The organism is Ruegeria sp. AL1, assembly GCF_056540905.1.
Window position 1 is genome coordinate 99,938 of record NZ_JBQFXP010000012.1, and the last position, 22,629, is coordinate 122,566.

Consider the following 22,629-nt stretch of genomic DNA (forward strand, 5'->3'; position numbering starts at 1 on the left):
CGCGGGATCAGCCGGTGGCAAGCGCGCGCTGATCGTCTCGGCCCATGGCGATCAGGAACGGCTGCGCCTCCTGCCGGGCCTGAAAGGCGGACTTGTCGCCCATGCCGCGCCAGTTCGACAAGACCAGCGATTGGGCCAAGGCTCCGCTCAGCGTCGCGCCGGGGCCGGTGACGATGAACAGATCAGGTGCGAACTCGCGCGCCGCGGTCTGGATCGCGCGGGTGAAATCATAGGGCTCGGTCACTTGATGGCCCAGAGTATAGTCCCACAACGCCCGCGTATCTGTCGCCCCGGGCCACCAGATCTTGCCACGCCCATCAATCAAGGGGCGCTCGGGCTGGTCGAAGAGATCAGCCCCCAGTCGCGCCCGCCCCTCTGCCGCGACCGGAGCCTGCAGGGCGGTGTGAAATGCGGCGTGATTGGCCAAGCGCATGGGAAAACGGTCCTGCACATTTGACTGAGACGCCTCGAAAGCTCTGAGCCCGTCCTCATTGCCCGCCAGAACCAGCATCCCGCCTAGATCAATCGACAGCGCCAGAGCGTGATCTTCGAGCGCATTGATCCGGGCCACCTCGGCCAGCAGGTCGGCTTTGCGGGCCGGGTCATCGGCCCAGCTGTCACCGGTGAAAGGATAGACCAGTTGACCACCGATCAGATGGTCCTGCATCAGCGTGCCCATTGTGTTCACCACGCGGAATCCGTTCTCGGGCGACAATGCGCCCCCGGCGGCCATTGCGATATACCAGCCCATCGAGTTCCCGGTGACAGCGACCACCTCGATGTCACTCGCCAGGGCCCGGGCATCGGCCAGGGATGCGGCGTAGATCAGGGGCGAGGCCACATCGCCACGCGAATACTTGCTGACAGTATAGCGACTTGCAGCGTCCAGAGCCGTGACGACCTCTTGTCCGGACTCGGCGCGGATGGCGTCGAAACTGTGGAACATCTGCATCCGGTCCGCATGGTGGCGGTGTAGATACCCCAGCTCGGGCTTGTTATAGGTGCCCCTGCCCGGGCAGATCACAACGGCGGTACGGGTCATGATGCGCCTCCGGTCAGTTTGAGCGCGGCGGCGACAATGCCGTCTTTCGAAGGCAGCGGCGCGGCATAGGCCGGGCCTGTTGCGATGAAACAATCCTCGGCCACCACGCGGGCGGTTGGAGTGGCGGGACTTTCTTCGTCGAAGAAAGTCATCAGCGCCTCGGACTGACTTCCGGTCCGGCGGCATTCGTCGACAATCAAAACATGCGCGCATGTTTTGGAGGCCGCGCGCAGGGCCTCGACCGGCATAGGGGCCAGCCAGCGCAGGTCGATGATCCGTGTCTTCAGGCCTGCCGCCTGCAATTCGGGCAGCGCCTGTTGTGACAGGTAATGCCCGTTGCCATAGGTCACGATGGCCAGATCGGTGCCGTCCCCATGCACGCCGACCTCGCCCAACGGGATGCGCTGATCCGCTGAGGGGTAGGTGGTCATCCAACCCGCATCCTGCGGCGCGTGCAGATCGCGCATGGGATAAAGCGCGATGGGTTCCAGAAACACCACGACCCGTTGCTCCTCACGCGCCAAACGCACGCATTCGCGCAGCATCTGCGCCGCATCTGAGCCGGTCGACGGGCAGGCAATAATGACACCGGGAATATCCCGCAGAACGGCCAGAGAATTGTCGTTGTGGAAATGTCCGCCAAAGCCCTTCTGATAGCCCAGCCCCGCGATCCGCAGCACCATCGGGTTGGTGAACTGACCGTTCGAGAAAAAGGGCAAGGTCGCCGCCTCACCCCTGATCTGGTCTTCGGCATTGTGCAGATAAGCGAGGAACTGGATTTCGGGGATTGGAATAAACCCGTTATGGCCCATGCCGATGGCAAGACCCAGAATGGACTGCTCGTCCAGCAAGGTGTCGATCACCCGATCCGGGCCAAAGCGCTGTTGCAGTTTCTGCGTCACGCCATAAACGCCGCCCTTGCGGCCCACATCTTCGCCCATGCAGACGATCTCGCCATGTTCCAGCATCAGTTCGGTCAGCGCCCAGTTGATCAGGCGGCTCATGGGCTGCGGCTCGTCCATCGCGCGCATATCGCCGCCAAAGGCTTTGGCCCGCGCCTCGGCGCTGGGGCCGTTGGTCGGGCGGCAGGCGCGTTTGGGCGGGATCAAGCTGGCCATAACCTCGGTCGCATTGGCCAAATGCGGGCGCGAGGCCGCCTCAGCCGCCACACGGTCGGTGCGCGCGCAAGTCTCTTCGTAGATTTCCAACGCCTGATCCGGCGACAGGGCACCCGCCTGATCCAGCAGGCGCACCGAATGCAGCAGGGGATCGTTGGCCTCATCCGCCTCGACCTCGGATTTCGGCAGATAGGTCGTGGGCACATCCGCGCCCGCATGGCCATAAAGGCGCACGGTTTTCAGATGCAGGAAGGCCGGTTTGCGGCGCGTGCGGACGTAGTCGGCAGCCTGCTGCGCCACGGCAAACGTCTCATAGATATCCAGACCATTGGCCTGAAAATACTTGATCCCGGGCCGATGCTCCATCGAGGCCTGGATCCACCCTTTCGGCGTCTTGACCGAAATCCCGATCCCGTTGTCTTCGCAGGCAAACAGCAGCGGCAGGGGCGTCGATTGCACGCTGGTCCAGCCCGCCGTGTTGATCGCCCCCTGCGCGGTGGAATGGTTGGCCGAGGCATCGCCAAAGGAACACATCGCGATTCCGTCCTCGGGCAATTCGCGATGTTCCGGGTCATGCCGCCGCGCGGCACCCAGACTATAGGCCGCGCCCACCGCCTTGGGCAGATGGCTGGCAATGGTCGAGGTTTGCGGCGGGATCATCAGCGCCTTCGAGCCCAAAACCTTGTGCCGCCCGCCCGAGGTCGGATCCTCGGAAGAACAGGCAAAACTCAGCAGCATGTCCCAGGCGATCTGCTGGCCCGGAACCTGTTCGGCGCGGGCGATCTGGAACGCCGCATCGCGGTAATGCAGAAACGCGATATCCGTCGGGCGCAGCGCATGGGCCACGGCCGCCATCCCCTCATGCCCCGAGGAGCCGATCGTATAAAACCCCTGCCCCGCCTTCTGCATGGCGCGGCTGGTCCTGTCCAACGCCCGGCTCAGCACTTGCGAGCGAAACAGCGACACGGCATCTGTATCGCTCAACCCCGGGCGCGGCGGCGCACCTTCGGGCAGGTCGCGGCTCGCTACGCGGGTCAGGAAGTTCTCATGTACGATTTGGGCGCGGTCCATGGGTCTTGCCTTGTTTGGTCAGTGTCATCGGCCAATGACGGATTTGTCACGCGCCCCGCCATGGATTTCAAGGTTGCCAGAGGCACGGGCACAGGGGCCATCTTGCACTCATGTCTCTGGTCGCTGGAAAAAACCAGTGCTATTGCATGTAAAAGGTATGAGGATTTGTCATATGATCGCGCCACGCCGGTTCCTGCCCTCGATCTCGTCCCTGCTGGCGCTTGAGGCTGTGGACAGGCTGGGCAGCGCCTCGGCTGCGGCGGAAGAGTTATCCTTGACGCAAAGCGCCATCAGCCGTCAGCTAAAAACGATGGAAGATCAGCTGGGCGTACAGCTGATCGAGCGCAGTCAGATGCGGCTGCACCTGACGCCTGCGGCCAAAGACTATGTGCAAATCGCAAGGTCTGCCGTGCAGGATCTGGCGCAGGCGGCGCTGAAGCTCAAGGCAAACCCGGCGGGCGGATCGCTTGATCTGTCAATCCTGCCCGCCTTCGGGATGCACTGGCTGGCCCCCCGGTTGCAGGATTTTGCGCGCCGCCACCCCGAGGTCACGGTCAATCTGGGCACCCGGCTGAAACCGTTCGATTTCTCGGCTGAACCGTTTGATGCAGCCATCCATTTCGGCCAGAAGGACTGGGCCGGCGTCCACTACCTGCCGATCATGCGAGAACAGGTTCTGCCGGTTTGTGCGCCGGGGTTGAAAGAGACCGCGCATGAGACACTGGACGCCTTGCGTAGCGCCCCCCTGCTGCATCTCGACTCGCGCCCGGACGCTTGGGAGAGATGGTTTGAAATGCAGGGTGCGCAGGTCTCGGGCCTGCGAGGAATGCTGTTTGACCAGTTTTCCACCATGATACAGGCGACCATCCACGGGCTGGGCGTGAGTTTGCTACCCTCGTATCTGGTGCACGATGATCTGGAAACGGGGCGCCTGGTGACCGCCTGGCAGGGGCCGCCCGTCAGTCTGGGTGACTATTATCTGGTCTGGCCCACCGACCGTGCCATGCCCGAGCCGCTGAAATCCTTCAAAGATTGGCTGCAGGACCAACTGGCATCAGGATAGGTCAAAACTTGCCATTGTCGTTTTTCCATTGCGCGCGCGGAGCGATGGCCTCGACCGTATCCCAGTGCTCGACAATCTTGCCGTCTGCGACGCGGAACAGATCATAGAATGCGCTGTGTCGGCCCTGAAATGCACCTTCGCAGACGGTTAAGACAAAATCACCCTCGGCCAGCACACGATGCAGACGCTGGTAGTTCACCGTATTGGCATCCGACAATTCAGCACGCAGGGCACTGACGTCATCGGACAGGCGCGGGTTATGCTCGACATAGGTCTCCGCATCAATGCAGGCCGCGATCTGATCCAGATCACCCGCGATCAGAGCCGTTTCGACAAACGACCGCACGAAGGCGCGGTTTTGCTCGGTCAGGGCGAGGTCGCCCGCCTCTGTCATCCCATCAACCATGCTATGGCCCGCGGCATTGGGGCCTTGGCGGGGCTGAATATTGTCCCAATGCTCCACCGCCTGACCATCCTCAAACCGGAACACCTCGAACCCGATATTGCGGCGCGAGAAATCATACTCGGTATGGGCAAAGACAAAGGCCCCGTCTTCGAACGCGCGGGCAATGTTCACGCGCGGAGAGGTCTCGGACAGGCGTTTGAACAGCGCCGCCAAGCCTTCGCTGCCTTCATGAGTCTGCGGGTTGTGCTGGATATAGCGCGCCTCGTTCACAATCGAGACCGGACCGGTATCACCGGTTTCAATGCTTTTGAGTAAGGCGCATATGCGGGATTTGTTCGACGCGGCCAAGGGCGGGCTCCTTCTCATCAGACCAGTTGCGGCGATCATGGCAGGTGGGCTGCAGATCAGCAAATCCGGAAACGACAGAAAGCTGCCCGGCCCAACGGGAGGAGACGTTCCGCAAGGAATGTCGACGACGGGCGGGAGCGCTTTGCCTCAGACGTCCAGCGAACGGGCGATGAGCTCTTTCATCACCTCATTGGTGCCGCCATAGATCATCTGCACCCGCGCATCCGCATAGAGCCGCGCGATCGGATACTCCATCATGAAGCCATAACCGCCAAAGAGCTGCAGGCATTCGTGCATGATCTCGTTCTGCACCTCCGAACCCCAGTACTTCACCATCGAAGCTGTCGCCGCATCCAGCTCTCCGGCCTCCAACTTGCCGATGCAATCGTTGACGAAACTCCGCAACACCTCGGCCTTGGTCTTGCACTCGGCCAGTTTGAACCGCGTGTTCTGAAAATCCATCACGCGCTGACCAAACGCTTTGCGCTCCTGCGTGTATCGGACGGTCTCGGCAATCGCGAAGTCAATCGCGCCCAGCGCCATGATCCCGATCGTCAGACGCTCCCATGGCAACTGCTTCATCAACTGGTAGAAACCCTGCCCCTCGTCCGGACCGATCAGGTTCGTCATCGGGACCTTCACGTCCTCAAAAAACAACTCGGCCGTGTCATTGCCCTTCATGCCCAGCTTTTTGAGATTGCGCCCCCGGCGAAAGCCGTCTGCCTGATCCACTTCGACGACGATCAGGGATATCCCCCTGGAGCCCTGCGACTTGTCGGTTTTCGCAACCACGATGACCAGATCCGCCGTCTGGCCATTGGTGATGAATATCTTGGAGCCGTTGAGGCGGTAGGAATTTCCGTCCTTCTCAGCCGTGGTGCGCACCGACTGGAGATCGGACCCGGTCCCCGGTTCGGTCATTGCGATCGCTCCAACGATCTCGCCCGAGGCGAGACCCGGCAGCCATTTTTGCTTTTGTTCCTCGCTGCCATAGGCCGAAAGGTAATGCGTGACGATGGATTGAATGCCGTAGCCCCATCCGATATCGCCGCGCGCGGCTTGTTCGTACAGTGTAATCGAGTCGAACCCCATCCCTCCGCCAACGCCACCGTAGTCTTCGGAAATCGACCCTGCCATCAGCCCCGTCTGACCTGCCTGTCGCCAGAAATCACGATCCACGACGCCATTTGCCACCCAGGCTTCCACTTTGGGCACAAGTGCATCATCCATGAACCGCCCGACCATATCGGCGAACATGCGATGTTCGTCGGTGACCCATGCGGCTGTGCTTGTGAACAGAGACATCTCAAACCCTCCGAAACCGTTGGCGCCACGCTACGTGTCGCGGATCGGACTGCCAATGCACCAGGGATCATCGCGCAAAAGAACGCTGCGTAATCTCATAAATCGACCGGGCAAAGGCCCCGGCTTCACGCTTTTGTTCTTGTGCTTTCCGGAAAGGACACTTTTCCCCTAGACTGGCCTCTGGTTGCGCCGCCCACCGCCGAATCCCAAGTGACCCGCGAAAGGAATTCCTATGCCCCGCGCCTTTGCAGAACTGACATTCACACCCTCTGTGCGCGCGCACCAGGAACGTCAGGGGTCATCTGGCACCTATGCAAAAGCGCTCGAAGGCGACACGCGTGTTGGTCATGAAATCGGACCCGCCGAAGAAGCCTTCATTCACGCGTGCGACGGCTTCTATCAGGCCACCGTGTCCGAAACCGGCTGGCCCTATGTACAATATCGCGGCGGACCTGTCGGTTTCCTGAAGGTGCTGGACCCGCGCACAATCGCGTATGCGGATCTGACGGGAAACAAGCAATATATTTCGCGTGGGAATCTGGATGGCAACGACCGGGTTGCGCTGATTCTGATGGATTATGCCAATCAAAGACGGTTGAAGGTTCTGGGGCGCATGACCTTTGCAGAAGGCGTCGATGCCGCGGCAGGGCTTGTGTCCCAAGGCACTGAAACACCCGTTGAACGCGCGGCTTTTCTGACTGTTGAAGCACTGGACTGGAATTGCCCGCGCCATATCACACCGCGCTTTACCGAGGCGGAATTGCGCCCGCATTTGAACAAGCTGGGCCAACAACTTGCGCATTTGCAGGCCGAAAACAGACGCTTGCAACAAGAACTGAACGCGTCGAAATCCCCCTGAAGCCGCGCCATCCACAATTCGCGCAAAACTGCGGCAAACATATGGTCGCAGGTCGCGCCTAATCCCTTGACCTTCCCGTGACTGGAACCCTTATCTGACGTGTGTATTTCATAGCCGGGAAGACACGCATGGCACAGGATCAACAGGTTCGGATCAGGATCAACGGCATGGGGTGCGCCTCATGCGTGGGCCGGGTTGAGACGGCACTGGCTTCCGTGGAAGGCGTGACCGGCGCTTCGGTCAATCTGGCCACCGAGACGGCTCAGGTGGTCTATGACGGGGCTTGTCCCGATCTAGTCAGTGCGTTGGAGGCAGCGGGATACCGTGCGGTCACACACACAGCGATTCTGGAGGTTGACGGCATGAGCTGCGCGTCATGTGTGGCCCGCAGCGAGCGACTGTTAACCAACGAGGCCAGTGTCGTTTCCGCGCAGGTCAATCTGGCGACCGGCAAGGCGCATGTGACCTATCTGGACACGGCAACCGACCCTGCAGCACTTGCCAGCCTACTGACGAGCGCGGGCTACCCCGCGCACGTGATCGCTCAGGATAGTGCCACGGTCGAAACAGACAGGCGGGAAACAGAAATCACATCCCTGCGGCGTGCCACCATCCTTGCGGCTATATTGGCTCTGCCGGTGTTTGTGCTGGAGATGGGCGGTCATATGGTGCCTGCATTCCACCATTGGGTCCAGGCCACATTGGGCAGTCAGCTGAGCCACCTGATCCAGTTTGCTTTGACCTCGGCGTTGCTTCTTGGCCCCGGACGTCAGTTCTATTCCAAAGGCATACCGTCGCTACTGCGGGGTGCTCCCGATATGAACGCGCTGGTCGCAATGGGAACAGGCGCGGCGTATCTGTATTCGGTAGTCGCCACCTTTGCACCCAACGCGCTGCCTGCGGGCACTGCAAATGTGTATTTCGAAGCAGCCGCGGTCATTGTCGTACTGATCCTTCTGGGCCGGTTTATGGAAGCCCGTGCCAAAGGACGGACCGGAACCGCCATCCACAAATTGGTGGGGCTGCAGCCCAAAACTGCCCGGGTTGAGCGGGATGGACAGATCGTGGACCGCCCGATCTCTGACATCACCGTCGGCGACGTTCTTCAAATCCGTCCGGGCGAACGCGTTCCGGTGGACGGAGACGTTCTGGACGGCGCCTCTTACATCGACGAGAGCATGATCACCGGTGAACCCGTTCCGGTTGGCAAATCCGCCGGGGATCCGGTCGTCGGCGGAACGGTGAATGGCACCGGTGCGCTTCGTATGCGTGCAACCCGGGTGGGGGCCGATACGGTGCTGGCGCAAGTCATCTCGCTGGTTGAACAGGCGCAGGGCGCGAAGCTGCCGATTCAGGGGGTGGTGGACCGGCTTACCTTCTATTTTGTCCCGGCGGTTATCGGAACGGCCCTTTTGACCGTTCTGATCTGGCTGACCTTTGGGCCCACGCCTGCCCTGCCGCTGGCCTTGGTTGCAGGCGTTTCGGTGCTGATCATCGCCTGCCCCTGCGCGATGGGGCTGGCCACGCCGACGTCGATCATGGTCGGAACCGGACGCGCCGCTGAACTTGGAGTGCTGTTCCGCAAGGGCGACGCGTTGCAACAGTTGCAACAGGCCAAGGTCGTTGCACTGGACAAAACCGGCACCCTCACTCGGGGCCGCCCCGAGCTGGACGACGTCATTTTGACCAGCGGCTTTGATCGTGCCCGGGTTCTGCGCCTTGCCGCAGCCGCCGAAGCGCGCTCAGAACACCCTATCGCCCGGGCGATAACCCGGGCCGGGCCATCCGAATTGCCTGGCATCGACGCTTTCGAGTCACTGACCGGGCTCGGATTGACCGCCTCGGTCGAAGGTCATGAAGTTTTGATCGGCTCTGACCGGTTGATGGAGCAGCACGGGCTCGATCTGTCGCACCTCAAACCGGCGGCAGACCAGCGCGCGGCCGAGGGCGCGACACCTGTCTATGTGGCCATCGACAACGTCGCGGCGGCGGTACTGACTGTCTCGGACCTGATCAAGCCCGGCACAGAGGAGGCTTTGACCCGCCTGCATCAGATGGGGCTCAAACTGGCGATGATCACCGGAGATAACGCGCGCACGGCACAGGCGCTGGCCGATCGTCTGGGCATTGACCACGTCACATCTGAGGTTCTGCCGGATGGCAAAGTGGCTGCCATAAATGCATTGCAAAAGGATTTTGGCACACTGGCCTTTGTGGGCGACGGCATCAATGACGCGCCCGCACTGGCAACGGCGGACACCGGCATCGCGATTGGCACCGGCACGGACGTGGCCATTGAAACAGCCGATGTCGTTTTGATGTCCGGTGATCTGCGCGGGGTGGCAAACGCGATCGAGATCAGCCGCAGAACCATGGGCAACATCAGGCAGAATCTGGGCTGGGCCTTTGGCTACAATACTCTGTTGATCCCGGTGGCGGCGGGCGTCCTCTATCCGTTTGGTGGGCATATGCTGTCGCCAGCTCTGGCGGCTGGAGCCATGGCATTGTCCAGCGTCTTTGTCGTAACCAACGCCCTGCGGCTGCGCCGTGTACAGGCCACCCCAGCCGAAAACGGCGCGACCGCATCCGTACAAGAGGCAACTGCATGAATATCGGAGATGTCGCCGCCCAGACCGGCCTGCCGGCCAAGACAATCCGCTATTATGAGGAGATCGACTTGATCAAACCCCTGCGCGACGACAATGGCTATCGTCGGTTTCGGGCGCAGGATGTGCACAAGCTGAACTTTCTGGGCCGCGCCCGGGCCTTGGGCTTCACCATCGAGGATTGCCGCACCCTGATGGCGCTTTATGAGGATGAAACCCGCGCCAGCGCAGATGTAAAACGTGTGGCGCGGGATCATCTGGGTCAGATCGACGCCAAGATCGCAGATCTGCAATCCATGCGCGATACGCTGAGCCATCTGGTTGACGCCTGCGCCGGGGATGACCGGCCCGATTGTCCGATCCTGAAGGATCTGAGCCGCAAGTCATAAGCTGGGGTTGCCCTTTGGGCCGCGCTTTGCTTTGTCTCTGCTAAACAATCCGGCGACCCGCGCAACCCGGCGCAGGGCTGGACAGCGGAGAGGAACGCAACAATGGCAAAAATCGCATTTTTGGGCTTGGGCGTCATGGGGTATCCCATGGCCGGACACCTTCAGGCGGCAGGCCATCAGGTTACGGTTTACAACCGCACCACGGCCAAAGCAGAGAAATGGGTGGCCGAGCACGGCGGGGCAATGGCGCCTACGCCCAAGCAGGCGGCGCAAGGGGCTGATTTTGTAATGGCCTGCGTCGGCAATGACGACGATCTGCGCATGGTTTGTACGGGTGATGAGGGTGCTTTTCACGGCATGGCCGAAGGGGCGATTTTTGTCGATCATACAACCGTGTCGGCGAAAGTGACGCGCGAGCTGTTTGAGGCGGCAAAAAATGCCGGGCTGAATTTCGTGGATGCCCCGATCTCGGGCGGGCAGGCCGGGGCCGAGAACGCCGTTTTGTCGATCATGTGCGGCGGGGAACAGGCGGCTTATGACGCTGCCGAACCGGTGATGCAGGTCTATTCGAAGATCTGCCGGCGCATCGGCGACAGCGGGGCGGGCCAGATGACCAAGATGTGCAACCAGATTGCTATTGCCGGAGTTGTTCAGGGCCTCAGCGAGGCATTGCATTTTGCCGAGAAAGCCGGGTTGGATGGCCGGGCCGTGGTTGAAGTTATCAGCCAGGGTGCTGCCGGCAGTTGGCAGATGGAAAATCGCTACGAAACCATGCTGGACGATCATTTCGAACATGGGTTCGCCGTGGACTGGATGCGCAAGGATCTTGGGATTTGCCTGGATACAGCGGATGAAACCGCCGCGTCACTTCCGCTGACGGCTCTGGTCGATCAGTTCTATAAGGACGTGCAAAAATTGGGCGGCGGGCGCTGGGATACATCTTCGTTGATCAAACGTCTGCGCGCGATGGGCTGAAGTCAAAGGGGGGCTGTCTGCCCCCCATCGCGCCAAGGCGCGATTCCCCCCGAGGATATTTTTGGCCAGATGAAGTGGATCCCGGTCGCAGCCGGGAAAGGGGTTGCATGAGTGAATTGACGTCGTTTTGGGCGCATGCCCTGCATCAGCATTGGGGCCTTGCGGCGCGGTTGACGCGGCTGGATGGCGAATTTGATCTGAACTTTCTGGTCGAGGCCCGGAATGGCCAGGATTACGTTCTGAAAGTCATGCGGCCCGGTTGCGATCAGGGGTTGGTCGATCTGCAGATCAGCGCATTGGATCATATCTTGACGCAGGCCCCGGGACTGCCCCTGCCAAAAGTCATGCGCGATTTGAAAGGGGCGCAACTGGTCGAGATCACTGACGAACGCGGGCAACCTCGGTTGGTTTGGCTGCTGCAACGGCTACCGGGCACGTGCTACGCGAAAACGCCACGCAAGACGGACGCACTGATCCTGAAGCTTGGCCGGGTTCTCGGCGCAACCGGTCGCGTATTGGAGCAGTTTTCGCATCCGCATTTGCATCGCGGCGTGTTCAAATGGGATTTGACCCAAGCAGGCTGGGTGGGCCCAGAACTCCGGGTCATTGAAAACGCCGAACAGCGTAATCTGTTGGCGCAGATCGTATCGGACTATGAGCGCATTCAGGGTCGACTTGCGGCGTTGCCCAAACAGGCGATCCACAATGACGCAAATGACTACAACATTCTTGTCGAAGGCGCTTTGGATGAGCGTCAGAGCGTCTCGGGGCTGATCGATCTGGGGGACATGTGCGCAGCGCCGCGCGTTTGTGATCTGGCCATTGCCGCGGCGTATATTGTTCTGGATCATCCCAAGCCCGAACGCGCACTGGCCTGCCTTGTGCAAGGGTATCATGCTGCCAATCGCCTGACTGCGGACGAGGTCGATCTGATCTGGCCCTTGCTGCGGATGCGGTTGGCGGTCTCGGTTGTGAACTCGACACTGATGGCGCAAGACAACCCGGACGATCCCTATATCACCATCAGCCAGGCCCCGGCCTGGCGGTTTCTGGAAAACGGCGCGGTCAATGGTGGCCTGATGTCCGCGCGCTTGCGGGTGGCCTGCGGTCTGCCTGTGACGGAGGGGGCTGCGCGAATTCACAGCTATTTGTCAGCTCATCGCGGGCGGTTCGCCCAGATGTTTGATCAGGACCTGAGCGATGCACCGATGGGATCGCTGTCTGTGGAAAACTGTACCTGGCCGCAGAACCCGTTTCACATGCCGCTGACGGAGGCCGCGCGTGTAGGTGCAGAATTTGGGGAAGGTCTGTGGCTGGGGTATTACAACGAACCCCGGTTGATCTACGCTGAGCCGGGGTTCCGCAAAGGGCCTTGGAAGGCTTCGGACAGGCGCACGGTGCATTTGGCGGTGGACGTGTTTGCCCCGGCGGGAACGGTGCTGCACGCACCGATGAGCGGGCGGGTCGAAGCGATTGAAAATCGTGACGCGCATCTGGATTATGGCGGCGTCGTCATTTTGCATCATGAAACCTCGGAGGGTGATGCGTTCTATTCCCTTTATGGGCATCTGGACCCGGAAGTGTGCGACCGGCTGAAGCCCGGTGACCCCGTGGCTCAGGGTGCGGCTTTTGCGCGGCTTGGGGATGCATCGCAGAATGGCGGCTGGGCCCCACATGTGCACTTCCAGTTAGCTCTGACAACGGACGGCATGCAAAACGACTGGCCCGGTGTGGGCGACCCGGATGAGGCCGAGTTGTGGCAGGCGGTCTGCCCGAACCCGGCTGCGATGCTAAATCTGCCCGATGACAAAGTGTTCTATCGGCCCACGGATAAAGAGGCGATCCTGAAGGGAAGACAGGAGCACTTTGGTGGCAACCTGAGCCTGACCTATGACGATCCGGTCATGCTGGTGCGCGGGTGGAAACATCACCTGTTTGACGAATGGGGCCGCCCATTTCTGGATGCCTATAACAATGTGCCCCATGTCGGTCATGCACATCCGCGTATTCAGGCGGTCGCCGCCGAACAATTGAAAAGAATGAATTCGAACACGCGGTATCTGCATCCGGCGCAAACGGCATTCGCCGACAAGATTCTGTCGAAAATGCCGGATCACCTGCAGGTCTGTTTCTTCGTCAATTCCGGAACCGAAGCAAATGAACTGGCCTTGCGGCTGGCTCGAGCGCATACCGGGGCCAAGGGGATCGTGACCCCGGATCATGGCTATCACGGCAACACCAATGCGGCCGTTGCCATCTCGGCTTATAAGTTCAACAAACCCGGTGGAATCGGTCAGGCAGATTGGGTCGAACTTGTCGAAGTGGCGGATGACTACCGTGGATCGTTTCGGCGAGATGATCCCGAGCGCGCCACAAAATTCGCGAATTTTGTCGACCCAGCCATTGCCGCGCTGCAGGAAAAAGGCCACGGCGTCGCTGGATTCATTGCCGAGACCTTCCCCTCGGTCGGTGGGCAGATCATCCCTCCAAAAGGGTATCTGCCCGCAGTCTACGATAAGATTCGTGCAGCGGGCGGGGTCTGCATCGCCGATGAGGTACAAACAGGGCTTGGTCGATTAGGGAAGCACTATTTCGGCTTTGAACATCAGGGCGCGCTGCCTGACATTGTGGTTCTGGGAAAACCTATCGGCAACGGGCACCCGTTGGGCGTGCTGGTCACCACCAGGGAAATCGCGCAAAGCTTTGACAATGGGATCGAGTTCTTCTCGACCTTTGGCGGTTCGACCTTGTCATGTCGCATCGGGAAAGAGGTTCTGGACATCGTCGATGACGAAGGACTGCAAGACAATGCAACGGTCATGGGCGCACGGCTGATGGACGGGCTGCGCAGCATCGAAGCCGGTTTTGAATGCGTCGGTGATGTGCGGGGCATGGGTCTGTTCGTGGGGGTTGAACTTGTCAACCCGGACGGGTCCGAAGGCACTGAGATCTGTAGCTATGTCAAGAACCGTATGCGGGATCATCGCATTCTGATCGGAAGTGAGGGGCCAAAGGACAATATTCTGAAAATCCGGCCGCCTTTGACAATCGACGCCGAGGACATCGACATGATCTTGTGGGCGCTTGAGTCGGTATTGACAGAAGTCGGCGATTACGCGCCCGAGCACAACGGCGACCACCCACAACATACCCCTGGCTGCGGATGTTGCTGATTCACCAGAACCCCGACGCAAGAAACGCCGGGATTCTGGCTTGTACCGATTAGTGGAACACCAGGTTTGGGGTGTGGTGCCCAGTCGTCGGTATGGGAATGGCAGTTGTCATGCGGTGCAGCGTCAGGCCAAGTTCTTGTGAAAGCGAGGCAAGCGCGGGTGCAAAATCCGGCCGCACGATCAATGTGGCCATCATCATCGCATCTTCCCGCGCACCCTCGGCCGCGGCAGCAATCATCTGGGCGAAACAATTTTCGTCCGCTCCCAGACAGTTACAACGCATTCCGTGGCTGATAAGGGGACGCCGACCATGATGGGCACATAGCATACAAAACCGCTCGAGTGTCAGCATCACGGCCTGACCCTGAGCAGAGCCGAAGGCGATGTCGAAATCCCGCGCTGCCTGTTCTCGTCCGCCGGCACCTGCGCTCCACATCCGCAGACACATGACGGCGGCTGCCTCGACCGGTCCAAGGTCTGCCAAATGGCCCACCGGCGCGCCGCCGCGGGCTGATGACGCACTCATTTCGTGAGGATCAATTTACCGGCGCGGGTGATGCGCAGGGTATACAGCTGATCGCCCAGCGCAATATGGGCCAGATTTCCGCCCTTAGTCAGGTCTTCGGCCTTGTGCGCGGGTAGCATGGAAACTGCGTAGCTGTCTGCGGGGGTCGGTGTCTGCATGTTCATCGGGTCATCTCCAGAACGTATTAGGCATATGGGCCGGTTTTCTTTTGATTTCATCGATCTGGCTGACCCTGAACAGGGGTGGCTGATTGGTCTTGAGCATTAATCTGATAAAAACACTAAGATTTGTCAAGTCAGAGAAACCAGACCAATGGATTTAAGTATCAGTTGCGCCCAAATCCGCAGCATTTTAAGGCTTTGAGGTTGTTAACATGGAAGGAAACCGCCAGATGACCGCCGTTGTAGTTTTTGATCTGGACGGAACTCTGATCGACAGCCTCGCAGATCTTGCCGGTGCCGTGAATCGTATGCTCGCCGACGAGGGGATGGCCCCCCTGCCCCGCGAAACGGTGCAACACTTCGTAGGCAACGGCCTGCCCAAACTGGTCGAGCGCACAATCGTGCATTGTGGCTTGCCGATGGACAGGCACGAGGTCCTGACGCAAACCACATTGGCGCATTACAACGCATCTTCCAGTGAGAATACGGTCGTTTATCCCGGCGTTCCTGAAGCGCTTTCGCAGTTGCGCGATATGGGATGTGCGCTGGGTGTTTGCACAAACAAACCGGAAGACCCGGCCCGGCATATCCTGACTGCTCTGAACCTGTCCGGGTATTTTGACTCTGTAATTGGCGGAGATTCATTGCAGACCCGAAAACCCGACCCCGATCACCTATTCGCCAGTTTTGACGCACTGCCTTCGGTTGGGCCACGTGTTTTTGTGGGGGACAGCGAGGTGGATGCTGAAACCGCACACCGCGCGCAAGTGCCATTTCTTCTATTCACCCAGGGCTACCGAAAATCCCCCATCGACCAGATTCCCCATACGGTCAGTTACGACGACAGCGCCCTGTTGCCCCGACTGGTGCAGGATATCGTTCGACAGACCCAATGAGATCGAAGGCCCCTAAAAGGTTAGAGGGGCCGGCTGAGGGGGTAGAAGCCAGCCCCTCTTTCGGGGGAAATTAATGAAAGTGGTAGTGGCGCATTGGCCCATTCATTAACCAGAAGTTAACGAATCACGCCTGATCACGAAATTGGGGGTTTCCCGTAGTGGGTGGTTTTTTAGGTGCCAACGCGATCCTTGCGTGTCGATCTGCGGTGATTCAGACGATCAGTTCAGCCGCAGCCCTGGCGATCACAAGCTCTTCATTGGTGGGGATCACCATCACCTGCACCTGCGATTCTCCGGTCGAGATCACGCGGGCATTTCCGGCATTGGCCTCAGCGTCCAAATCCAGGCCCAGCCATCCCATATCGCTGCAAATCTGTTCCCGCACCAGAACCGAGTTCTCTCCAATCCCTCCGGTAAAGACCAGCGCATCCAGACCGCCAAGAACAGCGGCCAGTGCACCTACCTCGCGTCGCGCACGAAACGTGAAATAAGCGATGGCCCGTTGCGCTGCGGGCGTGTTGGCTTGCTCCAGAGTACGCATGTCGTTGGACAGGCTCGACAGGCCCAACAAACCTGATTGCCGATACAGAAGATCCGAAATCTCGGACGGACCCATTCCTTTCTGATCCATCAGAAACAGCATCACACCCGGATCAAGCTGCCCGCACCGTGTACCCATTGGCAACCCATCCAGCGCCGAGAACCCCATGCTGGAACCGATGGATTGTCCCGCCTTCATTCCACACATGGACGCCCCGTTGCCCAGATGCGCCACCACCACGCGGCCACGATGCAGCGCGGGTTCGGTTTGCGCCAGATGACCGGCGATATAGTCATAGCTTAACCCGTGAAAGCCGTACCGCCGGACACCCATGTCGTAATACTCGGTCGGCAAAGCAAATGTATCGTTGACCCAGGGGTGATTGCGGTGAAACGCCGTGTCGAAACAAGCCACCTGAGCGGCATCGGGAAACCGCTTGATCGCGGCCATGGCTCCGGCAAGGTTATAAGGTTGATGCAAAGGTGCAAACGGCTCCAGTTGCCGAAGCGCAGACAGAGTTTCCGGCGTCAGAACCAATGGGCGGTCATTGTCAGGTCCACCATGTACGATCCGATGCCCGACCGCGCCGATCCGAGCGCCGGGAAAAGCGCTTTGCAGCAGGGACAGAACCCGGTCCAGCGCGTCGGTGTGGTCTCGGACCACATCCGAGACCTCATCCGTCAGAACAGTGTCATCGGCCATTCGCGCCTTGATACGCGCGTCAGAGCTGCCAATCCGCTCGACCAGGCCGGTGCAGACGGGTTCGGGGTCTGCTCCAATCGTTGAAAACAACCCGAACTTCAGCGAAGAAGACCCAGCGTTCAGGGTTATGATATGCGTCATCAAATCGTCCCGGACAAACGCGCCGCGTGCAGCGCCGCAACCGCGCATGAGGCCAAACGGGCCTTGTCATCATCCGCACGGCTGTTGAGAATGATCGGAACCTTTGCCCCAAGCACAACACCCGCGCCTTCTGCATGGGCAATATAGGTCAGCTGTTTGGCCAGCATATTGCCAGCGTCCAGATTGGGTACGACCAGAATATCCGCGCGCCCCGCCACTTCGGACACGATCCCCTTGGTGCGGGCCGCCGCCAGGCTGACTGCGTTGTCCATGGCCAGCGGGCCATCTACCAGCCCACCTTTGATCTGCCCGCGTTCGGCCATTTTCGACAACAGGGCTGCATCAATTGATGACCGGATCGAAGGGTTCACCGTTTCAACGGCCGACAACACACCCACTTTGGGCGCGCCGATCCCGATCGAGATCGCCACATCGATGGCGTTCTGGGTGATGTCGATCTTGGTCTCCAGGTCAGGCTCGATATTGATGGCGGCATCGGTTACCAGCAACGGGTGCGGCTGGCCCGGAACATCCATCACGAACACATGAGTAAACCGCCGCCCCGCGCGCAGACCTCGGTCGCGCCGCAAGGCTGCGCGCAACAGGTCATCCGTGTGCAAATGCCCTTTCATCAGCGCTTGCGCCCGGCCATCTGCCACCAGATCCACCGCCGTGTTGGCCGCATCGAAATGACCGCTGACCGGGATGATCTCGATGTCACCCAGTTCCATCCCGGTTTCCCGCGCAGCTGCGGCAATCTTGTCGGGATCACCGATCAGGATCGGGTCAATGATCGTTTCTTGTGCCGCCAGCAGCGCGCCGCCCAGCGAGTTCGGCTCTTCCGGCGCGACGACGGCTGTGGGCACCGCATCCAACGGGCGGGATCGTTCAAGCAATGCGTCGAAATGACGATGACGCTGGACAACGAGGCCGGGCAGCTCGATTTCCCGAAAGAACAGCTCTTTTTCCGGCGCGATCACCACCGCTTGCCCGGTCACGATAACCGCGCCATCACTGGGCCGTGTGACGCGGGTGTCCATAAGCACTTCGCGATCTTCGCGCTTTTCGATCACTTCGACCCGGGCCAGCAATTCCTCGCCCGCATGGGCACGATTGCCGAATTCAAGATTCTGCGATTTGTAAAGCGTGCCAGCGCCGGGAAGAATGTTCCCCAATACCGCCGAGATCAGAGCACCTATAAACAATGCCGGAGCAATCGCCTCATTCACGGAATCCCCGTCGCCGTCTTCGGTCGACAGGTGCAGCGGGTTGTGGTTGCCCGAGTTCGAGGCAAAGACGAAAAAGTCGTCCTCGGTACAAATCCGAGAAAGCTCGGCGCTGTCACCGATCTGCAGTTGGTCGTATGTTTTGTTGTGATAGCGCATGAATCTTCTCAGTTGGTGAGGGCCAGAGCGGGCTTCGCGCACATGGCGCCGGATGTTCCGGACCGGGTGACGCGTGCCCGAGGTTTAGGGGCAATTGAGCGAAAAACCAATGCTGCAATCCTCTTTCGGTCCCGCCGGCGACGCGCGCTTGGGATTTCGCCGGAGCGTCAGTTTTGATCGGCGCAACGCGTCATCTGTGTATATCGTCGAGCCGAATACACCATTCCTTTTTGACGTGCGGATGACGGGCCGTCGCCTGCACAGTCCGCCTTCAGGGAGAGAACGTATCCGGCACACCAAACGGCGGATGATCAACACCGGTGCCTGTGAGCGCATGCATGAAGGCAACAAGGTTATCGATTTCCTGATCCGACAGGCTGAGCGGTTGGATATCGATCTTGTCTAGCTGTCGCTGCAATTCGGGCTTGTCCTGCCAGACGATAAAATCCACCTTCTCCAGCCAGGGAACTTTTGGCAGGCGCGCCATGTCCTGCGTCCAGCCGCTCAGGCTTTCGGTGGGGCTCAGATGATGTCGGATCATGCTTTCGAGATCAGGAAATGCGCCATTATGGCCATAAGGTGCGGTCAGCGCGACGTTGCGCAACATCGGCGTGCGGAAACGATAGGCATCCTCCAGCCGGTTGCTTTCCCCCATTCGACCCACGTCACGGACGTATGGGTCCCATTGCCGCGTGCGTCCGGGCCCGAACGGCGGCAGGGACAAGGCGTGAAATTCCTGATCCGACAGCAGTGACCCAGAATGGCAGGTGGCACATTGCGCCTTGCCATAGAACAGCTCCATCCCCTCTTTTTGCTCCGGCAACAGGGCATCCCCGTCTCCGGCCAGATACTGATCGAACGGGCTGTCGGTGCTGCGCCACTCGATTGCCATGAAAGCCGCCAGCGCGTTGGCGATCTGCGTGATGGTGATGTCTTCGGTGGTGTCGACCTCGGCAAAGGCGTCAACCATGGCAGGCCCGTATCGCGGATCGGTTCGGACGCGCTTGGCCAGAATGGGCCAGCCCCGGTCGATCCGGTCATGCACCGCGCCCGTGACCTGATTTTCGCCAACGTTCCCGGCCATTTCGAACTGCGAGGTCAGCGGGAACAACGCCTGCGCGGCCAGCAGCGAATTCAGCCCCTCGGGCAACCATTCCTGCGCGGGCGAGTTGAACCCGTTGCCGTAAACATCCGAAATACTCAGACGCCCATCGTGGAAAATCGTGTGGATTTCCTTGGCGCCAAGGTTCCACAGCCCGGGCGAGTTCCGGGGGATGCGCTTGCGGATTCTGTCCTCTCCGACCCCTGGTGTGCGATCCGGCCCCAGCCCCTGCCCGCCTTCGCCGATGCCCAGCGACAGCCCGTCTGATGTGCCGAAATCCGGGTGATGGCAATGGGCGCAGGCGATGTTGTTGTTCCCCGACAGGATCGGATCGTAAAACAGTTGATGACCGATGGCGGCCTGTTCCCTATCAAAGGAGATGAAGTCATCATCGGTCAGCGCGCGCGGCATGTCCTGCGCCACCGCCGTACCGACCCAGAGGAGAGCCATCGCCCCATGCGCCAGCTTGTATTTGCCCTTTGCCTTTTTGCGACCCCGGCGTTGGCCGAGCTGGAAGAGGCGCGCGACCTTATGGAAGCCGGAGAGTTTGAGGCCGCGCGTCAGGAATTGCTGCCAGCGGCCCGGTCCGGCAATGCCGAGGCCGAAGAACTGATCGGCGTGATGTACGGGCTGGGCCTTGGGGTTGAACAGGATTATGAGCGGGCGTTCGAGTGGTATCTGCGCGCCTCGCTCAAGGGGCATCCCGGGGCGCAGTCCGGGGTCGGCTGGTATTATGAACTGGGCCTCGGCATGCCTGCACCCGATCTGGTCCGGGCCTACATGTGGTACACGCTCAGCGCCATCGGCGGCGACCCCGATGCGGCGATCAGCCTTGAAGAGGTGGTCAAGAAGATGACGCCAGAGGAAATTGCAAGAGCTCATGTGCTGGTCAATGATTACCGCCCGTGGATGTATCCGTTCCGCTGATGCCTCAGGCCCTGAGCGGTTTCGCAAATCGCTTTGGTGCGTTGGTTTCGGGGTCAATGATCGGGCCCGAGGAGTATTGGCACACAAAAGCCCGCCTCGGATCGGTCGTCGAATTCGCGCCCGAGCTGTGAAGCGTCAGGCTTGAGAAGGCCACAATCGTGCCCGCCTTGCAGGTCATCGGCGTGCCTGTTTCATCGCCGAAATAGCCGTTCAGCTCATTGCTGTCTTCCTGCCATTCATGGCGGTCCAGATCCGGCTGCGCATCCAGGTCGCGCGGCAGAATGTAGACACAGCCGTTCTGTTCGGTGGCATCATCCACCGCGATCCAGACCGTCAGGTAAGGGACGTGATCGAACCCGACATATGCACCATCCTGATGCCACGCAAAACTCGCGCCTTTGCCCGCACCCTTGACCACGAATTGTTCGTTGAACAGCATCGCGTCCTCAATCCCGCAGGCTCTGGTGATGTCGGCGATCTTGTCGCCCAGCAGGAAATCCTCCAACGGCGGAAAATCCGGATGCCGGTGCCGCAGAAAACGGCGCGCGTCACCGAGGCCGATCTTGTGCAAGTCTCCTCCGCCGTCGTGGGCGGGTTCCTCTAACAGTGTGTCGCAGGTGCCGCGAAGCATCTGCAGTTCATCGTCGCTCAGCGCATTTTCAAATACCAAGTAGCCTTGGCGACGGAATGCATCGGTCTGGTCGAGCATGTGAGCCTCATTGGCGCAGGGTTTGAATGTTGTAATGGGATTTTGGGTAAATCGCGCGCGGTGTGATCCGCGCGCGACGTCTTTTTTATTATACCGCCTTACTGTGTTTCAGCAGCGCGGGTGGCCGCAATTGACTCTTCTGCTTCGGTCACGGCTGCGACCAGCGCATCAAAGGCTGCTTCTCCACCGTCCACATTGGACTTGAACCAATCGTAAACCGGAGCGGCCGCTTCTTTGAACGCTGCTTTTTCTTCCGGTGTCGGCACATAAAGATCGCCACCTTCGGCCACGAACTCTTCATAAGCCTGAATCGACTTGCGCTTGGGCGATGCGAATGTCGCCTGTTGCAGCTGATAGAACCCGTCGACCACAACACTGCGCAACTCCGGCGGCAGCGACATGAACTTTTCGTTGTTCATGAACCACAGCGCGCCCATATACGCGTGCCCGTCCAAGGTGACATATTTCAGACCGGCATCGGGGAACTTCATGCTCATGATGTCGGTAATGCCGTTTTTAGAGCCTTCAACAACGCCGGTTTGGAACGAGGTGAACAGTTCAGGCCACGGGATCGGGGTCGGGGCCGCGCCAAGAGCCTTGACCAGCTCCTGCGGCAGGTCCGCGACCACGGTCCGGATCTTGAGCCCTTCCATATCGCCCGGGCTTTGGATGCGGCGCTGGGTGTTGGCAAAATTGCGCCATCCGCCGGTGTTCCCGATGGTCATCAGACGCAACGCGCCGCCCGAGTTTTCGGCGACCATCTCTTGCATCTTGGTGACAAAGGGCGATCCGTTGGCAAGCGCTGCCTCGGCCACCCGGTCATCCGACATCAGGTAAGGCAGATCAAGCACCTGAACAAAGGGGAAAATACCAGATGTCCCGCCTGAGGTCTGGATCACGATATCGATCTGACCTTCGGCCACACCCTGCAGGCATTCCGCGCCGTTTGAGCACAGCTGCGTCCCGATGAACAGTTCCACCTCGATCGCGCCGTTCGACGCGGCCTCGACATAGTTCTTGAAAACGATCAGACCGTCATAGTCTTCATCGTTCTCATTCGAGTTCGCGGTTGCCCGCAAGGTAAAGTCGGCAGCCGTCGCCGCCAGGGCCGATACGGCCACAAGCGAGGTCGCCACCGCGGCGGTTTTCATAAATCTTCTGAGCATTCGTTTCCTCCCTGTGAT

The 22,629-nt window shown here is 59.9% G+C and carries 18 protein-coding genes and 1 pseudogene; 8 read left to right on the forward strand and 11 right to left on the reverse strand.

Annotated elements, in window-relative coordinates; all coding sequences use genetic code 11:
* Positions 1-7: 7 nt before the first annotated feature.
* Together ACRZ9X_RS18575 and ACRZ9X_RS18580 are read right to left on the reverse strand one after the other, a co-directional pair.
* On the reverse strand, positions 8-1,042 hold the full coding sequence (locus ACRZ9X_RS18575; protein ID WP_480521587.1) for an ACP S-malonyltransferase: 1,035 nt from the start codon (positions 1,040-1,042) through the stop codon (positions 8-10).
* The gene (locus ACRZ9X_RS18580) at positions 1,039-3,231 is read right to left on the reverse strand and encodes a dehydrogenase E1 component subunit alpha/beta (RefSeq protein ID WP_480521588.1); all 2,193 of its coding nucleotides are present in this window, start codon (positions 3,229-3,231) and stop codon (positions 1,039-1,041) included. Before ACRZ9X_RS18580 ends, ACRZ9X_RS18575 begins: the two co-directional genes overlap by 4 nt.
* Before the next feature lie 172 nt (positions 3,232-3,403).
* Between ACRZ9X_RS18580 and ACRZ9X_RS18585 the strand changes: the two genes are divergently transcribed.
* Positions 3,404-4,294 carry a LysR substrate-binding domain-containing protein gene (locus ACRZ9X_RS18585; RefSeq protein ID WP_480521589.1) on the forward strand — a complete coding sequence of 297 codons (891 nt, stop codon included), beginning with the start codon at positions 3,404-3,406 and terminating at the stop codon, positions 4,292-4,294.
* 1 nt (position 4,295) lies between these two features.
* Here ACRZ9X_RS18585 and ACRZ9X_RS18590 read toward each other — a convergent pair whose 3' ends face one another.
* Positions 4,296-5,048 (reverse strand): nuclear transport factor 2 family protein, encoded by a 753-nt coding sequence (locus ACRZ9X_RS18590; protein ID WP_480521590.1) that lies wholly within the window; start codon positions 5,046-5,048, stop codon positions 4,296-4,298.
* A 147-nt stretch (positions 5,049-5,195) separates the two neighbouring features.
* Entirely contained in the window at positions 5,196-6,353 is a 1,158-nt protein-coding gene (locus tag ACRZ9X_RS18595; RefSeq protein WP_480521591.1) for an acyl-CoA dehydrogenase family protein, read from the reverse strand.
* Positions 6,354-6,585: 232 nt separating this feature from the next.
* Here ACRZ9X_RS18595 and ACRZ9X_RS18600 point away from each other — a divergent pair, with 232 nt between their 5' ends.
* From ACRZ9X_RS18600 to ACRZ9X_RS18620, 5 genes and pseudogenes are all read left to right on the forward strand, one after another.
* Positions 6,586-7,212: a pyridoxamine 5'-phosphate oxidase family protein gene (locus tag ACRZ9X_RS18600; RefSeq protein WP_480521592.1), complete on the forward strand. Its 627-nt coding sequence runs from the start codon at positions 6,586-6,588 to the stop codon at positions 7,210-7,212.
* Positions 7,213-7,340: 128 nt separating this feature from the next.
* Positions 7,341-9,821 carry a heavy metal translocating P-type ATPase gene (locus ACRZ9X_RS18605; RefSeq protein ID WP_480521593.1) on the forward strand — a complete coding sequence of 827 codons (2,481 nt, stop codon included), beginning with the start codon at positions 7,341-7,343 and terminating at the stop codon, positions 9,819-9,821.
* Entirely contained in the window at positions 9,818-10,207 is a 390-nt protein-coding gene (gene cueR / locus ACRZ9X_RS18610; protein ID WP_480521594.1) for a Cu(I)-responsive transcriptional regulator, read from the forward strand. Before ACRZ9X_RS18605 ends, cueR begins: the two co-directional genes overlap by 4 nt.
* Before the next feature lie 96 nt (positions 10,208-10,303).
* Positions 10,304-11,182 (forward strand): annotated as a pseudogene (locus tag ACRZ9X_RS18615) (NAD(P)-dependent oxidoreductase); the annotation flags it as partial.
* Between the two features lie 107 nt (positions 11,183-11,289).
* Positions 11,290-14,355 (forward strand): aminotransferase class III-fold pyridoxal phosphate-dependent enzyme, encoded by a 3,066-nt coding sequence (locus ACRZ9X_RS18620; RefSeq protein WP_480521595.1) that lies wholly within the window; start codon positions 11,290-11,292, stop codon positions 14,353-14,355.
* Positions 14,356-14,404: 49 nt separating this feature from the next.
* Here ACRZ9X_RS18620 and ACRZ9X_RS18625 read toward each other — a convergent pair whose 3' ends face one another.
* Together ACRZ9X_RS18625 and hemP are read right to left on the reverse strand one after the other, a co-directional pair.
* Positions 14,405-14,881 (reverse strand): hypothetical protein, encoded by a 477-nt coding sequence (locus tag ACRZ9X_RS18625; protein ID WP_480521596.1) that lies wholly within the window; start codon positions 14,879-14,881, stop codon positions 14,405-14,407.
* A complete protein-coding gene (gene hemP, locus ACRZ9X_RS18630; RefSeq protein WP_480521597.1) occupies positions 14,878-15,045 on the reverse strand; it encodes a hemin uptake protein HemP in 168 nt (55 codons plus the stop codon). Before hemP ends, ACRZ9X_RS18625 begins: the two co-directional genes overlap by 4 nt.
* 227 nt (positions 15,046-15,272) lie before the next feature.
* Between hemP and gph the strand changes: the two genes are divergently transcribed.
* Positions 15,273-15,938, forward strand: a complete 666-nt coding sequence (gene gph, locus ACRZ9X_RS18635) for a phosphoglycolate phosphatase (RefSeq protein ID WP_480521598.1) — start codon at positions 15,273-15,275, stop codon at positions 15,936-15,938.
* Between the two features lie 211 nt (positions 15,939-16,149).
* Here gph and ACRZ9X_RS18640 read toward each other — a convergent pair whose 3' ends face one another.
* From ACRZ9X_RS18640 to ACRZ9X_RS18650, 3 genes are all read right to left on the reverse strand, one after another.
* Positions 16,150-17,322: an acetate/propionate family kinase gene (locus ACRZ9X_RS18640; RefSeq protein WP_480521599.1), complete on the reverse strand. Its 1,173-nt coding sequence runs from the start codon at positions 17,320-17,322 to the stop codon at positions 16,150-16,152.
* Positions 17,322-18,707 carry a bifunctional enoyl-CoA hydratase/phosphate acetyltransferase gene (locus tag ACRZ9X_RS18645; protein WP_480521600.1) on the reverse strand — a complete coding sequence of 462 codons (1,386 nt, stop codon included), beginning with the start codon at positions 18,705-18,707 and terminating at the stop codon, positions 17,322-17,324. The genes ACRZ9X_RS18640 and ACRZ9X_RS18645 overlap by 1 nt, the downstream gene beginning before the upstream one ends.
* Before the next feature lie 271 nt (positions 18,708-18,978).
* Entirely contained in the window at positions 18,979-20,259 is a 1,281-nt protein-coding gene (locus tag ACRZ9X_RS18650; RefSeq protein ID WP_480521601.1) for a cytochrome-c peroxidase, read from the reverse strand.
* Between the two features lie 6 nt (positions 20,260-20,265).
* Between ACRZ9X_RS18650 and ACRZ9X_RS18655 the strand changes: the two genes are divergently transcribed.
* Positions 20,266-20,736: a tetratricopeptide repeat protein gene (locus tag ACRZ9X_RS18655; RefSeq protein ID WP_480521602.1), complete on the forward strand. Its 471-nt coding sequence runs from the start codon at positions 20,266-20,268 to the stop codon at positions 20,734-20,736.
* Positions 20,737-20,740: 4 nt separating this feature from the next.
* On the opposite strand, the gene ACRZ9X_RS18660 is transcribed toward ACRZ9X_RS18655, so the two are convergent.
* Positions 20,741-21,445, reverse strand: a complete 705-nt coding sequence (locus ACRZ9X_RS18660; RefSeq protein WP_480521603.1) for a phytanoyl-CoA dioxygenase family protein — start codon at positions 21,443-21,445, stop codon at positions 20,741-20,743.
* Between the two features lie 98 nt (positions 21,446-21,543).
* Positions 21,544-22,611, reverse strand: coding sequence for a TRAP transporter substrate-binding protein DctP (gene dctP / locus ACRZ9X_RS18665; RefSeq protein ID WP_480521604.1), 1,068 nt, complete (start codon positions 22,609-22,611; stop codon positions 21,544-21,546).
* Positions 22,612-22,629: the final 18 nt, after the last annotated feature.

Coding starts and splice junctions, on each gene's coding strand:
- ACRZ9X_RS18655 (WP_480521602.1), top strand. CDS start 20,266: ATGCGCCAGCTTGTATTTGCCCTTTGCCTTTTTGCGACCCCGGCGTTG.
- ACRZ9X_RS18645 (WP_480521600.1), bottom strand. CDS start 18,707: ATGCGCTATCACAACAAAACATACGACCAACTGCAGATCGGTGACAGC.
- ACRZ9X_RS18620 (WP_480521595.1), top strand. CDS start 11,290: ATGAGTGAATTGACGTCGTTTTGGGCGCATGCCCTGCATCAGCATTGG.
- ACRZ9X_RS18625 (WP_480521596.1), bottom strand. CDS start 14,881: ATGAGTGCGTCATCAGCCCGCGGCGGCGCGCCGGTGGGCCATTTGGCA.
- ACRZ9X_RS18580 (WP_480521588.1), bottom strand. CDS start 3,231: ATGGACCGCGCCCAAATCGTACATGAGAACTTCCTGACCCGCGTAGCG.
- gph (WP_480521598.1), top strand. CDS start 15,273: ATGACCGCCGTTGTAGTTTTTGATCTGGACGGAACTCTGATCGACAGC.
- ACRZ9X_RS18660 (WP_480521603.1), bottom strand. CDS start 21,445: ATGCTCGACCAGACCGATGCATTCCGTCGCCAAGGCTACTTGGTATTT.
- dctP (WP_480521604.1), bottom strand. CDS start 22,611: ATGCTCAGAAGATTTATGAAAACCGCCGCGGTGGCGACCTCGCTTGTG.
- hemP (WP_480521597.1), bottom strand. CDS start 15,045: ATGAACATGCAGACACCGACCCCCGCAGACAGCTACGCAGTTTCCATG.
- ACRZ9X_RS18600 (WP_480521592.1), top strand. CDS start 6,586: ATGCCCCGCGCCTTTGCAGAACTGACATTCACACCCTCTGTGCGCGCG.
- ACRZ9X_RS18585 (WP_480521589.1), top strand. CDS start 3,404: ATGATCGCGCCACGCCGGTTCCTGCCCTCGATCTCGTCCCTGCTGGCG.
- ACRZ9X_RS18605 (WP_480521593.1), top strand. CDS start 7,341: ATGGCACAGGATCAACAGGTTCGGATCAGGATCAACGGCATGGGGTGC.
- ACRZ9X_RS18595 (WP_480521591.1), bottom strand. CDS start 6,353: ATGTCTCTGTTCACAAGCACAGCCGCATGGGTCACCGACGAACATCGC.
- ACRZ9X_RS18640 (WP_480521599.1), bottom strand. CDS start 17,322: ATGACGCATATCATAACCCTGAACGCTGGGTCTTCTTCGCTGAAGTTC.
- ACRZ9X_RS18575 (WP_480521587.1), bottom strand. CDS start 1,042: ATGACCCGTACCGCCGTTGTGATCTGCCCGGGCAGGGGCACCTATAAC.
- cueR (WP_480521594.1), top strand. CDS start 9,818: ATGAATATCGGAGATGTCGCCGCCCAGACCGGCCTGCCGGCCAAGACA.
- ACRZ9X_RS18650 (WP_480521601.1), bottom strand. CDS start 20,259: ATGGCTCTCCTCTGGGTCGGTACGGCGGTGGCGCAGGACATGCCGCGC.